Origin of the sequence: Poseidonibacter lekithochrous, assembly GCF_013283835.1 — a bacterium.
Classification (GTDB): Bacteria; Campylobacterota; Campylobacteria; order Campylobacterales; family Arcobacteraceae; genus Poseidonibacter; species Poseidonibacter lekithochrous.
Genome location: NZ_CP054052.1, coordinates 1336120 through 1351278, shown reverse-complemented (window position 1 = coordinate 1351278; position 15159 = coordinate 1336120). Strand labels below are relative to the sequence as shown.

Annotated in this window: 10 protein-coding genes and 4 tRNA genes; all 14 read left to right on the top strand. The window is 26.2% G+C overall.

The annotated features are described in order from the left end of the window. The first annotated feature begins 19 nt into the window (after positions 1-19). Positions 20-1366 carry an L-seryl-tRNA(Sec) selenium transferase gene (gene selA / locus ALEK_RS06510; protein ID WP_071625960.1) on the top strand — a complete coding sequence of 449 codons (1347 nt, stop codon included), beginning with the start codon at positions 20-22 and terminating at the stop codon, positions 1364-1366. Beyond that, positions 1366-3195 carry a selenocysteine-specific translation elongation factor gene (gene selB / locus ALEK_RS06505; RefSeq protein WP_071625961.1) on the top strand — a complete coding sequence of 610 codons (1830 nt, stop codon included), beginning with the start codon at positions 1366-1368 and terminating at the stop codon, positions 3193-3195. Before selA ends, selB begins: the two co-directional genes overlap by 1 nt. Before the next feature lie 97 nt (positions 3196-3292). Continuing rightward, on the top strand, positions 3293-6007 hold the full coding sequence (locus tag ALEK_RS06500) for a transporter substrate-binding domain-containing protein (RefSeq protein WP_071625962.1): 2715 nt from the start codon (positions 3293-3295) through the stop codon (positions 6005-6007). Between the two features lie 51 nt (positions 6008-6058). Continuing rightward, the gene (locus ALEK_RS06495) at positions 6059-7684 is read left to right on the top strand and encodes a UvrD-helicase domain-containing protein (RefSeq protein WP_071625963.1); all 1626 of its coding nucleotides are present in this window, start codon (positions 6059-6061) and stop codon (positions 7682-7684) included. Between the two features lie 80 nt (positions 7685-7764). Further along, positions 7765-8541, top strand: a complete 777-nt coding sequence (locus tag ALEK_RS06490) for an amino acid ABC transporter substrate-binding protein (protein WP_083574591.1) — start codon at positions 7765-7767, stop codon at positions 8539-8541. Next, on the top strand, positions 8541-9215 hold the full coding sequence (locus ALEK_RS06485; RefSeq protein ID WP_071625964.1) for an amino acid ABC transporter permease: 675 nt from the start codon (positions 8541-8543) through the stop codon (positions 9213-9215). The genes ALEK_RS06490 and ALEK_RS06485 overlap by 1 nt, the downstream gene beginning before the upstream one ends. Positions 9216-9271: 56 nt before the next feature. Continuing rightward, on the top strand, positions 9272-10210 hold the full coding sequence (locus ALEK_RS06480; protein ID WP_071625965.1) for a hypothetical protein: 939 nt from the start codon (positions 9272-9274) through the stop codon (positions 10208-10210). Continuing rightward, the gene (locus ALEK_RS06475; protein WP_071625966.1) at positions 10207-12351 is read left to right on the top strand and encodes a hypothetical protein; all 2145 of its coding nucleotides are present in this window, start codon (positions 10207-10209) and stop codon (positions 12349-12351) included. Before ALEK_RS06480 ends, ALEK_RS06475 begins: the two co-directional genes overlap by 4 nt. Positions 12352-12414: 63 nt before the next feature. Further along, complete coding sequence (locus ALEK_RS06470; RefSeq protein ID WP_071625967.1) at positions 12415-13164, top strand: hypothetical protein; 750 nt, start codon at positions 12415-12417, stop codon at positions 13162-13164. A 336-nt stretch (positions 13165-13500) separates the two neighbouring features. Next, positions 13501-13575: transfer RNA gene (locus ALEK_RS06465), tRNA-Gln, on the top strand. Between the two features lie 20 nt (positions 13576-13595). Continuing rightward, positions 13596-13680, top strand: a tRNA-Tyr gene (locus ALEK_RS06460). Positions 13681-13694: 14 nt separating this feature from the next. Next, a tRNA-Phe gene (locus tag ALEK_RS06455) sits at positions 13695-13770 on the top strand. Between the two features lie 29 nt (positions 13771-13799). Then, positions 13800-13886, top strand: a tRNA-Leu gene (locus tag ALEK_RS06450). Between the two features lie 235 nt (positions 13887-14121). After that, positions 14122-15156, top strand: coding sequence for a response regulator (locus ALEK_RS06445; protein WP_071625968.1), 1035 nt, complete (start codon positions 14122-14124; stop codon positions 15154-15156). Positions 15157-15159 lie beyond the last annotated feature (3 nt).

Genomic DNA, 15159 nt, shown 5'->3' with positions numbered 1-15159 from the left:
AGAATCTGAAAGGGTAAATATGAATTTACTGAAGAGCCTTCCAAAAGTGGACAAGTTTGTCAATGACAAAGCTTTTGAAGCATGCGCAAAGCCTTTAATTACGGCTATTGCAAAGGATGTTATAAATAATACTAGAACAAATATATTAAATAAAGAATGTGAAAATTTCACATACGATGAATTAATAGAACAAGTATTAAAACAATATAATCAAATAAATTCTCCATCATTACAAAAAGTAATCAACGCAACTGGAATTATTGTACATACAAACTTAGGACGATCTCTTATCAATCCTGAAAGTTTTGATAGGGTAAAAGAAGTTGCAACTTCATACAACAATCTTGAATACTCTCTTAAAGAGGGAAAAAGAGGAGAGAGATACTCTCATATAGTTGATACTCTTCAATCCTTAACTGGTTGTGAGGATGCTATTGTTGTAAACAATAATGCAAGTGCTGTATTTCTAATACTTAATACTTTTGCTAAAAACAAAGAAGTAGTAGTAAGTCGTGGTGAACTTGTAGAGATTGGTGGAAGTTTTAGAGTTCCAGAAGTAATGACTCAAAGTGGTGCAAACCTAAAAGAGATTGGAACAACTAATAAAACTCATTTAAGAGATTATGAAAACGCTATAAATGAAAATACATCTATGCTTATGAAAGTTCATAAATCAAACTACTCTATTGAAGGTTTTACTTCAGAGGTTTTATATGAAGATATTATCAAAGTAGCAAATGATAACAATGTAATTGACTACTACGATATGGGAAGCGGTCATATGATTGACTTACCATACAATCTTGATTTAGCAGAACCATCACTTTTAAAATATATGGAACATAAACCATCACTATTATCATTCTCAGGAGATAAACTTCTAGGAAGTGTACAAGCTGGAATAATTGTAGGGAAAAAAGAATTAATTGCTAAGATTAAAAAGAACCAATTATTAAGAATGCTAAGAGTTGATAAAATTACTCTAGCCTTACTAGAAGATAATCTAACTTCATACCTAAAAGGTGAAATAGAAGATATTCCAACATTAAAAATGTTATTTGAAAAAACAGAAGTTTTAGAAAAAAGAGCATTCTTATTAAAAGAAAATATCCAAGACCTTTGTAAATGTGAAGTGATACACACTCAATCACTAATTGGCGGAGGAACTACTCCAAATAAGAAAATACCAACAGTTGCATTAAGTTTAGAGTATAAAAACTATAAACCAAATAAGATTGAACAACTATTAAGAGCGAAGAATCTAATCGTTAGAATTGAGAGTGAAAAAGTACTAATAGACTTTAGAAGTATCAATGAATCAGAAATTAAAGAAATAGAAACAATTATAAGAGGAGTGTTTAACTAATGTCAAATATTATTATTGGAACAGCAGGTCATATTGACCACGGTAAAACAGCTCTTATTAAAGCTTTGAATGGATATGAAGGTGATAGTACAAATGAAGAGAAACAAAGAGGTATAACAATTGATTTATCTTTTTCTAATCTTTCAAAAGGTCAACAAAATATCGCTTTTATTGATGTACCAGGACATGAAAAACTTGTAAAAAATATGATTGCAGGAGCATTTGGATTTGATTATGTAATGCTTGTAATTAGTGCTGCCGAGGGTATTAAACCTCAGACTGTTGAGCATATTGAGATTATTAATCTTCTTGGGTTAAAAGATATTATTGTAACTATTACAAAAAAAGATTTAGTTACAGAAGAAGAGCTAAAAGAGCAAGAACAAAATATTCTTAACTTCTTAAGTGAATATGACTTTGATATCAAATTCTTACAAGCAGTTTCTGTTTATGATGAAAAATCAATTGAGAGATTAAAAGACAAATTATTTACTATTAAAAACTCTTCAAAACAAGAAGAAAACTTCTTTAGATACTACGTAGATAGAGTATTCTCACCAAAAGGTATTGGTACAGTTGTAACTGGAACAGTTCTAGGACATATGTGTGAGCTAAATGAAAAAGTATTTATTTGTGATGCACAAAAAGAGAGTAAAATCAAGAACATTCAAGTACATAATGAAAATGTAATTGAAGCAAATATCTCAAATAGAGCTGCTATTAATCTTCAAGGAATCAATGCTTCTAATATCAAAAAAGGTGATCTTATTACAAAAAAAGGTTACTTAAGAGGTTTTGATATGATTGATATCTCTTTTTGCGCTCTAAAAGAAAAAACTTTACAACATAACAAAAACTATACTATGTTCATAGGTTCTAAAAAAATTGAAGTAAAAGTACTACTTTTTGATTCAACTACTAGTTTAGAAAAAGGTTTTGCTACGATTAAAGCAGATGAAAACCTATATAGTGTATTTGGTGAAAAAATCATTTTAAGACAAGGTAACGCTACTATTGCTGGGGCAAAAGTATTAAACCCTATTGTTGATCCTATGAAAAAGAATCAAAAAAGAGTTTTATTAGAAGCCTTAGATAAAAACAATTTTGAAGAAGCATATCGTGAGTTATTAAACGCACACAAAAAAGGTCTAGGACTTATCTCTTCAACTCAAAGATTTGCATTATCTCATGAACAAGCTATTGAATTTGGTAGAAGTTTAGAAAATGTATTTATTGATGAGAAAGAATTAATTATCTATCCAATAGAAACAAAAGATTTAATCTTAGATTTTATTAGAGATATTTATACAAAAAATACTTATGCCCTACTTTCTAGTACATCATTAAAACTAAGACTAAAATGGGCAAGTGAAGGTTTCATTCAATCTGCACTTGATATTCTTGAAGAAGAAAACTTCTTAGTAAAAGAAAACAATTTATATAAAAATGCAAATATCAAAGAAGATTTTGCTAAAAATCTAGAAAATATTGTACTTCAAAGATTAGAAAAAGAAGATATAGCTCCCACGGCTCCTTATAATATTTATGATGATTTAGACTTAGATAGAAAACTTGGAGATAATATCTTGAAGTCATTAACATCTAAAAAACAAGTTATTAGACTACAACATAATCTATTTATTCATGGGGAAAGTCTAAATAAACTTATTGCTTCAATGAAAGAAATAATAAAACAAGATGGTTATATTGAAATTGCCAACTTTAAAGAACATTATGAATTAAGTAGAAAGTATATTGTTACATACTTAGATTACCTAGATAACTTCTCAAACATCAAAAAAGAGGGAAACAAGAGAGTTTTTGTATAGATTAAAAATATAATTATTATTATAAAACAATAAATCTTGTTATAAGCAAATAGTAAATATACTAGATAAACTAAGCTTATAGCAAGAGGAAATAATAATGAAATCTCTTTTACGTCTTTTGACTGCACTATTATTCTTTCTCTTATTTTCTCACGCTTATGCATCAGATCACAAACCAAAAGAACTATTCACTCAAGAAGAGTTAGAATATATTTATTCAAGTCCTGTAATTAAAATTGGTATGATTTCAAACTTTAAACCTTTTTCATTTATTGAAAATAAAAAACATCAAGGTTATACAAAAGATTTATTAGAAAAAATTTCTTATATATCTGGATTAAATTTTGATATTTATACAGAAAAATGGAACGTGATATTAAAAGATTTTAAAGAAAATAAAACTGATATGGTTTCAGAAATATCTCTTACTAATGAAAGAAAAAAATTTGCTTTATTTACTAATCCCTATTATGAAATTCCTACTTTTATTTTTGGATTAAAAAATGACAAAAACTACAAAACAATAGCAGACCTAAAAGGGAAAAATGTAGGTATTAGTTATTCTATTTATTACAAAGACCAACTAAAACAACAGGGTATTAATGTAATTGAATATGTTAGTAGTAATGAAAAAGCCAAAGCCTTAGCTTTAGGTAAAATTGACTATTTTCTAGCCTCTTATACAAGTGGTAAAAAAGCTGTAATAGCACAATCAATCACAAGTATTAAACCTCTTGATGAATTCACTGGCATAAAAAAAGAGGATTTACGTTTTGGAATTAAAAAGATTGATTTGATGTTATACAATATCATCAAAAAATCACTTAATAGTATAGCAATTCATGAAATTGACAAACTTACAAACAAGTGGATTTTAGAATTAAAAGAGCTGAATATTGACGTTGTGAATATATCTAATACAGAAAAAAACTATTTACAAAATAAAAAAGCTATTAATTTATGTATTGATCCTAGATGGATGCCTTTTGAAAAGATAAATGAAAAAGGCCAAATAGAAGGTATAACAAAATATATTCTAAAAGAATTCGCAGAAAAGATAAATACTCCAATACAATTAATTAAAACAAATTCTTGGTCACAATCTATAAAGGAATTCAAAAATAAAGAGTGTGATTTATTATCAATGGTTGTAAAAACAAAAGATAGAGAAAAAATCATGAACTTCACAGAATCATATATAAATACACCTTTAGTTCTATCAACAAAAAATAGTACTCCTTTTATTATAAATATAAGAGATCTAAAAAATAAAAAAGTTGGTATTGTAAAAAATTATAGTTATAGTGAGATTCTAAAAAATAAATATAAGAATCTTGATTTTGTAGAAATAGACAGTATTGATAAAGGTCTAGAAAAAGTAGAAAAGAGTGAGTTATTTGGAGTTATTGACGCACTTCCAGTAATTGCATACAAAATTCAAAAAGACTATCCTGCTGAATTAAAAATAGGTAGTAAATTTGATGAAAAACTTTATATACATATGGCAGTACAAAAAGATAATAGACTTCTTCAGAATATTCTAAATAAACTAATCAATAACCTAAGTGAAAGTAAAAAACAAGAATTACTAAACAAACATATTTCTGTTAAATATGAAGAAAAAGTTGATTATAAACTATTTTGGGAAACTTTCATTTTAGTTTTATTAGTTTTTTCTTTTTTAATTTATAGACAATATGTACAAAGAAAAAACAATCTGAAATTAACAGAATCATATAATAAAATGCAGACTATACTAGATGCAACAATGGAAGGTATTATTATCTCAAAAGATGGTGTTATTCAAGATGTAAATCAAGGAGCTTTAAGTCTTTTTGATTATCAAACAAAAAAACAACTACAAAATAAAGAACTTAGCGATTTAATCGATATGTCTTCTCAAACTATTCTTTTTGAAAAACTACAACTTTCTTTTACAGAACCTTATGAAGTACTACTTCTAAAATCTGACGACAAAACTTTTCCTGCTTTAGTTAGAGGAAAAAGTATAGATACAAAAGAAGGTAAATTAAGAGTTTCTACAATCATTGACCTAAGTGATATAAAAGAAAAAGAAGCACTTATTTTACAACAATCAAAAATATCAACAACTGGTGAAATGTTGGAAAATATCTCACATCAATGGAGACAACCATTAAGTCAAATCAGTACTATATCTACAGGAATAAAAGTACAAAAAGAGTTTGGATTCTTTGATGAGTCAACACTTATAACACAAATGAATAATATCAATAATTCGGCACAATACTTATCTCAAACTATTGAAGACTTTAAAAACTTCTTGAAACCAAATGTAGATGCAATAAAAGATGTAGACTTAGTAGATACATTAAATAAAGTGAATCAATTAGTAAGAGATTCATTTGAGTACAATAATATTAAAATAATCATTGAGACAAAACCATGTACAGTAACTCAGAATGAAAACTTGATTATTCAAGCTTTAATTAATATTCTGAATAATTCAAAAGATGCAATATTAGAAAACAATGACATACAACAAGAAGAGTCTTACGTATTTTTAACACTTTACAAAGATAAACATAATGCTTATATTGTAATAAAAGATAATGGTCAAGGAATCAAAGAAGATATTCTAAACAAAATATTTGAACCATACTTCACAACAAAACATGAATCAGTAGGAACTGGAATTGGTTTATATATGACTTATCAAATTATTCATAAACAACTAGAAGGTAGTATAAAGGCCAAAAACATTCAGTACTCATATAAAGATAAAACTCACAGCGGTGCACAGTTTGTAATAACAATCCCTCTAAATACTTAAATTATTTCTATTTTTTATTACTTATTTAGAAAGGATTGATACAATTTCAAAATGATTTTAACTAAAGAACAAGAAAATATTATAAATGCAAAAGAAGCATCTTTTAAAATAAATGCAGTTGCAGGTAGTGGAAAAACAACAACCCTTTTAGAATATGCAAAAAAGAATTCAAATCTAAATATTCTTTATTTAGCATATAACAAATCTCTACAGATTTCTCTACAAGAAAAACTGCATGAATACAATCTAAACAATATGCAAATAAGTACTATTCATGCTCTAGCATATAGTAAGATACAAGCTTATCAATATAATCTAGCACATGATTTAAAAGCACAAGTAATTGAAAGAATTTTATGTGACTTTGAAGAGAAAATCAATCAAAGAAAAGGGTATTACCCTATTCCTGAATATATTGCTCTAATAAAAGATTTGGTTAATTTTTATTGTAACTCTTCTTTGATTGCATTAGATAGTAAACTTCTTGATTCTTACAAAAAACAGTCTGATTTAAGTGCTAAGATATTGGAGCTTATAAATAAAGATAGTTCAAGAGTCCTAGCACATTTAAAACATATTTTATCAGCTATGAAAAACAAACAAATAGATGCAACACATGATTTTTATCTAAAGATGTTTTATCTAAATAAAAAAGTTAGTACAAACCTAGGATACGATTTAATCTTAGTAGATGAAGCACAAGATATTTCAGATGTAATGATTGGTATTGTAGAAGCTCAAAACTGTAGAAGAATATATGTTGGAGATTCCTTTCAGCAAATATACTCTTTTAGATATGCCCTAAATGCTTTAAATAAAATAGAACTACCTAGTTATGAACTAACACATAGTTTCAGGTTTTCAAATACATATGCAAAAACCTTAGAGCGAAACCTAAATACTTTATATAAAATAAATGATACCAAACCATTAAATATAAATGGTACAGAAAATGAGACAAAAATTGGAGAAGAAGCAATTGATTTTAACAAACAATTTACAGTTATTTCAAGATCTACATTTGGTTTAGTTCAAGAAATTGTTCATTATATTCAAGAAGATAAAAAGATATATTTTGAAGGTGGTTACGGTTCATACTCATTTATGAATCAAACAGTTTATTCTATTTTTTATCTAAAACAAAAAAAGAATGACAGAATTACTCTAGATGAGATCAAAGATTTTGAGTCAATCTATGAATTAGAACAATTTGCAAAAGATACAAAAAATCAAGATTATTTAAATGTCATCAAATTTATTAATGCTTATGGAGATAATATCTTTGACATAAACAAAAAAATCAAAGAAAAACTTACTACTAAAAAAGAAGATGCAGATATTTTATTTACAACAACTCATAAATCAAAAGGTTTAGAATATGACCAAGTTGTAATGACAAATGATTTTATTTCCAAAAAAGAGATTTCTAATCCAAAAAACAATCTTTCTCATCTAAGAATAAATGAAGAACTTAATATTTATTATGTTGCAGCAACAAGAGCAAAAAAAGCAATTGATCTTAGTTCTTTAAATTTAAACTATACATATAAAGAAGGAGATGAAGCAACATCTCATACAAAAAGTAAATATACAAAAAAAACTTCTCAGAAAAAAATGAAGAATATGCAAGAAGAATGGCTAAAAAAGAACAGAATAAAAAAAGTTAATGCATTTTAGTTAAAAATACTTGACTAGTAAGTAGTAATTAATTTAAAATATGTAAAAGTACGGCAAATATTTATATATAAAGGATTATTATGAAAAAGATAACTTTAGCTTTTATTACTATGCTATCTTTATTATTTGTAGCTTGTGACTCAAAAGATGCAACAAGTACAGAAAATACAAAAATCATTAAAGTAGGAACATCAGGTGGATATTATCCATTTACATACTTTGAAAATGATAAACTACAAGGTTTCGAAATTGACGTTTGGAATGCAATTGGAGAAAAACTTAATTCTGAAATAGAATTTAAAACTTCAAAATTCTCTGGTTTATTCGGAATGTTAGAAACATCTAAAATAGATACTATTTCAAATCAAATCACTATGACAGACAAAAGAATTGAAAAATATAATTTTGCTACGCCTTATGTATATGATGGTGCACAAATTATTGTACACAATGAAACAGCAGAAATTTCTTCTTTAGATGACTTAAAAGGTAAGAAATTAGGTGTTGGACTTGGTACTAATTATGCTGATATCGTAAGAGCTTATGATAAAAACAATGAAATTGAAATTATTACATATGAAGGAAATGGTTTCCAACAAGATGTAAAATTAAAAAGAATTGACGCATATATCGAAGATAGAACTTCTGCTGTTGAAGCTATCAAAAAAGGAAACTTACCACTTAAATTAGTTGGTGAGCCAATTAAAGTATTAGTTAATTCATTCCCATTCTTAAAAAATGAGAAAAGTTCTGAATTATTAAATGATGTAAATAAAGCAATTGATCAATTAAGAGCAGATGGTACATTAAAAAATATTTCTATGAAATGGTTTAATACAGACATTACAAAAAAATAATGAATACATTCGATATAGATTATACATTAGGGATATTCCCTATCTTATTAAAATATGTAGATATTACATTAAGCATGGCATTTATTTCTACTGCTATTGCACTAATTATCGCGGTTCTAATCGCGATAATTAAGACGTTCAATACAAAAGTACTATCACAAATTGCTGATGTATATATCTCATTTTTTAGAGGGACTCCATTATTAGTTCAATTATTCCTATTGTATTATGGTCTTCCTCAGATTTTCCCTTCTTTTTCTAGCTTAGATGCTTATACAGCATCTATATTAGGATTATCTCTTCACTTCTCTGCTTACATGGCAGAAGCAATAAGAGGAGCTATATCATCTATTGAAAAAGGACAGTTTGAAGCTGCTGAATCATTAGGTATGTCACAAACTCAAACATTTATCTATATAATCTTGCCTCAAGCAATAAGAGTTGCCATTCCTAGTTTAATGAATAACTTTATTGACTTATTAAAAAGTACATCATTAGCTTTTACTCTTGGAGTTCCAGAAATCATGGCAAAAGCACAACTAGAAGCATCTAGTTCTTTCAAATATTTTGAAAGTTTCTTAGCAGTTGCCTTAGTTTATTGGGCTTTAGTTGTAAGTTTTGGATATCTACAAAAACTACTAGAAAAGAAACTAAATAAGGCTTATTCTAAATAAGCTTTATTTTAAAGCCAATAAACTATAATACTCCTAATATAATTATTAGGCTTTTTATGAAAAAACTTCTTTTTTTTCTCTCACTTATTATCATAATTTCATTTCCTATATTATTCACCGAAGATAAAAAAATACAAAATAGTTTTTATCATTGGAAAAATACCTATGACTTAAAAAATACAAATGAAAAACTATATATAAAAGTACTTGATATTTCATTCTCTAAAAAACTAGAATATGTAAGTACAAAATTTAATAAAGAACCTAAAAACTCTTTTGTTCCAACAATTTATATTACAAATGAAACAATGAAAAAAGTTGATTATAAAGAGATAGAAAAACTTATTCTAAAACAAATAAAAAGACTAAATACATCTTTTGAAGAGATACAAATAGATTGTGATTGGTCACTGACTTCAAAATCTAATTATTTTAATTTATTACAAGCTTTAAAAAAAGATACAAACAAAACAATAAGTGCAACTATAAGATTACACCAAATCAAATACTTTAAAAAGACTGGCGTACCACCTGTGGATTACGGAGTATTGATGTATTATAATATGTCAGATATTACAGATTTCAACTCTAAAAACTCTATTTTAGATAATAGTATTGCAAAAAAGTATCATTATAATTTTGATGTATATAAACTAAAATTAAAACTAGCTCTTCCTTTATACTCCCAAGCTATTTGGTTTAGAGATAAAAAACCTTTAGATATTTTTGAAGGAGTAATAAAAGATGATTTCAAAAACCATTTTGATAAAATTTCAGAAAACATCTATAAAGTCAAAAAAAGTACTTATTTTAAAGGTAGATATATTTATAAAGATGATTTATTTAGATTTGAAGATTCTAAATATGAAGATTTACAAGAAGCCATAAAAGATTTTTATTCTTTAAATGTAGATAGTTTTAATGAAATCATTTATTATAGATATTCATATAAAAACAAATATAATTTAAGCCAATTACTAAAGGAAAGTCTATGATATTAAGAATAACTACTCTTATACTTTTTATACAAATCACCCTACTAGCTTGTGCATCAGGTTGGAGTTATCATGATAAACAATTTGTATTTCTAGAAGAGAGAACTCAAGCTTTTTCTAACTTCTCTGGAAATTTAAAAGATTCTCAAACTTACAATGAAATTTATATGGACTATGAAAAAAGAGCAAAAAAAGAAAATATTAGTGAATGGAGTAAACAATTAGACCAAACACTAAGTTCTAAAGAAGTTGAAGAAATTGTTTATAAAAGAAAAAATCTTGAAAAAGTTAAAAACAAAGAAATCTTAGATTATCTATCATTTGTAAAAAAACAAGAAAAACTAGTTACAAATAACTATTATTACAATAAAGAAAAAAACGAAAAGAAAATAGATGTAGACTTACTAATAAACGAAGCTAGTAAAAAAATTGATTCTGTAAAATCATCATATTTAAAGCTTAGATATTTCTATTTAACATTAAGACTAGCTCATTATAAAAATAAACAAGCCTTAGATATTTATGACAAATACAGTTACTTATTAAAAGAGCAAAAACAAACTATTGTAAAAGATTGGATACATGCTTTATATGCTGGTATTTTAGTAAAAGACAAACAAACAGCGCTTGGAGTATATGAATTCACTAAGTTACTAAATAAAGATAGAATTAATTGGCATTTATCTTTTTATAATTTTCATCATATAAACTCAAATGAATTATGGGATGAACTATACTCTATTAGTAAAAATAAAGATGAAAAAACTAAACTATATGCATTAAGAGCCTTAAACACTAATAGTAATATTATAGAAGAATTAGAGAATATAAGAGCCCTAGATAAAAATTCGAAATGGTATAATTTTATTTTATATAGACAGCTTTTATATACTCAACACTACTTTGATGAACATAAATTATATGAAAGAGATTTCCAAACAAAAAAATATATTACTTACTTAGAATCAGTAAAAAAAGAAGATATGTATTTAGTTCATTTATCTTTGGCTTATTTTTATTTATATGATAAACAAATACAAAAAGCAGAAGAACTTAGTAAAAGACTTACAAAAAAATACAACAACCATGAAACACAAACTTTAAGTTATGTTATTTATTTAAACACACTAAAAAAAGTAGACTATAACACAGAGAATGTTATATATAAAAAAATGTCTAAACTATTAGAAAACAAAGAACATAAAAGTCATTCTATTCATGACTATACTTTTGTAAAATTGACTAAACTTTATAAAAAACAAAATGATAAATTCAAAACCCTATTAAGTAAAAGCATAAACTATTTAGATAGTAACTCTTTTGATTTAGAAAGTATTGAAAAACTTCAAGTATTTTCTAATACAAAAAAACAATCAAAATTAGAAGAGTATTTTCAAAATAAATATTTAGAAGAAAAACATATCATAACAAATGATAAGCAGATAATTCTAAGTAAAAATCTAAAAAAAGCTTATACAAAAATACTTATTAACAATCTAAAATTTAAAGAAGCACTAGAAGTAAACTCCGCTTATTTGAGTGAAAAAATTAAATTTAATCCTTTTAATGTAAAAATCAAAGGTAATAATAGAAGTGGAAAACAATATACTTACACAGTAAAAGAATTTTTAGAAAAACTATTAGTAATAAAAAATGAACTAAAGAAAAATCCAAATAGTATTATGGATAACTACCTTTATGCAAATGCTTTATATAATTTAAGCTATTTTGGAAATTCTAATATCCTAAGTGTTGTATATAGAAGTGTTTATTCTTTTCCTCACAAGAATTTAGAACTAAAGAAGATTAATGATTCTATCAAATATTATAAAAAAGCTATTAATCACAGTACAAAAGCAGAATTTAAAGCAAAAATCACATATATGCTTGCAAAATCTGAACTTGTCCTATTTGATATAAATAATTCTAAAAAGATAAATTATTACAATAATCAAGAAAACTCTTACGAAGTTGATAGATTATGGAGATATATGAAAAGTAATATCTATAAAGATTACATCAAAAAAGGTTATGGGAAATATTTTGATAAACTAGAAGAAAACTATTCTAATACAAAGTATTACAAAGAGTTAATTAAAGAGTGTGCAAACCTAAAAACATATCAAAGAGAAAAAAACTAATGGTATAAGCAATCTATTTAAGAAGATTTGTTACTATTCCATTAGAATAAAACAAGGATTTTTATGCAATATTTTGGAACATTTGAAAGTAAATACGAAGAAGTATTTTTAACTTCAAGTTATATGTATTTTAACCATGATGATGAAGATGAAATCACAACAAAAGAGTTAAAAGCAAAATTAAAAACAAACAAAGATAGAAAAAAGAATATTATTGGAACTGTATACTTATATAATCCAGTAGTAACTCCAGTAGGTTACGATTCAAATAAATTTCTATTAGATCAAGACTTTGATCAATTTGGTGATATGGTAGAAATTAAAGCAGAAACATATATTACTACTTTTAAACAAGCAATGAACGAATCATGCAAGGGTAAAATCGTAGAAATTAGAAATATGTTTAACTTAGTAGAAGAACATATTGATGCATCTACACTTCTAATGAAATTTAATGATGATTTAGAAAGATACAATTCTGCGCAAAATACAGAGTTTGATAGAGACCTTATGTATTTAGATGCTGCAAATCTAATTCCTAATGGGAAATTTATTTATTTCGCATGGGGAGATAAAATTAGTCAAAAAGAGTTCCCATACATTAATGAGTATGCAAAAACTTTATATGACAATGTTGAACAACTTGGTAAAAAAATTGCCTTTGTATACAAAAGAGAAAAAACAAAAGCTGGAGCATTGGAATATTTACAATTCTCAAATCCAATGCAAAATATTAAATTGAAAAACACAATTTCTAATGCAATTAAAGAATCTTTTAAAGAATTTCCACCAGTACCAACTCATTACGAATAAAAAATAATATCTTATAGTACAAGTTTTATAACTTGTACTATAAAAAAACTACTTAATTTCTAAAAACTTTTCACTTTTTTTCAAAGTTTATTAAAATTCAACAATTTTTTTTCTCAAGTTTTTTACTTTTTTCCCTCTTTAAATCAATATATTAAACAACAAATCATGTATCTAATCAAAAAAAACTATTTTTATCTATAAAATTTTTAACATTTTTTAATGAAAAAACAAACTTCTTCTAGTCTTTTTATTGTTTTTAAAAAATAATTATAAGTTCCAAAAAATATAAGGAAACTTTAATAAAGTATCTATTATAATTTCACCCACATAAGCGATTGGGGTATCGCCAAGTGGTAAGGCAACGGCTTTTGGTGCCGTCATTCGAAGGTTCGAATCCTTCTACCCCATCCATTTGTTTATGTATTATTATCGGGAAGGTTGGAGAGTGGTCAAATCCTGCGGATTGTAAATCCGCCGCCTACGGCTTCGAAGGTTCGAGTCCTTCTCTTCCCACCACTTTAAAAAATTTTGGCGCGATAGCTCAGTCGGTAGAGCAATGGATTGAAAATCCATGTGTCGACAGTTCGATTCTGTCTCGAGCCACCATTTTTTTATATTAACACAATTACACTAGTGCGAGTGTGGCGGAATAGGTAGACGCGTTGGACTTAAAATCCAATTCCGGTTTCGGAGTGTGAGTTCGATTCTCACCATTCGCACCACTGTGTTATACTCAAAATTACAATCAATCAAAATTCATTTCAATGTTCAAACAAGAAGTTTAAAAAACATTATTTATATTATTTATTTAATAAAAAATTATAATATTTTATGGTATAAATTTATTCGAAAAAAATTATTAAAAAATAAATCTAATACTATTTAAATACTATTCCTCACTATAATACTATTTATATCTTATTAGCACACTAATAAATTCTAAAGGTTTTTTAAATAATGAGTAATATGAAAATTATCTCTATAGATGACAATGAAAATAATCTATTTTTAATAGAAGCATTCTGCCAAGAAATGCAAATAGATGTAAAAAGTTTTAATAACCCACTTGATGCTCTTTTATATGTATTAAGTAATCCAATTGATATGATTATCATTGACTACATGATGCCAGAATTAAACGGTCTTGATTTTATTAAAGAGTTTAGAAAAAGTAATACAACTATACCAATTATTATGATAACAGCAGCCAATGAAGAAAAAATTCATACTTTAGCCTTTGAAGCTGGAGCAAATGACTTTTTAACAAAACCTGTAAACTCTACTTTTTTTAAAGCAAGAGTTAATAACTTACTTACTTTATATAAAAACACCCTACTTCTTAAAGATGAAGCAAAACTACTAGAAGATGAAGTATCAAAAGCTACTGAGAAACTAAGAAACAGAGAATATGAAACACTTAATATCTTAGGTAAAACAGCAGAATTCAAAGATCCAGAAACTGCTTCTCATGTATCAAGAGTTGCTCACTATTCAAGAATGTTAGCTAGGGAATATGGATTAAGTCAAAAAGAACAAGATTTAATTTATCATGCCTCACCTTTTCATGATTTAGGAAAAGTTGGAATTGAAGATAAAATTCTTTTAAAACCTGCAAGACTTAATGAACTAGAATTCTCTAGAATGAAAAAACACGCTTACATGGGATATGAAATACTTAAAGACTCTAATAGTGAATATTTACAAGCAGGAGCAGTTATTGCATTAACACACCATGAAAAATTTAATGGTTGTGGTTACCCAAATTCATTAAAAGGTGAAGAGATACATATCTTTGGAAGAATAGTAGCCATTGTAGATGTATTTGATGCTTTGACTTCACATCGTCCATATAAAGAAGCTTGGTCTTTCCAAGATGCAGTAGATTTTCTAGTAAAAGAAAAAAGTGAACACTTTGATCCAAAAATTGTAGATTTATTTATAGAGAATATTAATGAAGTTCAAAATATCTATGACTCATTTCAAGAACAGTAAAAG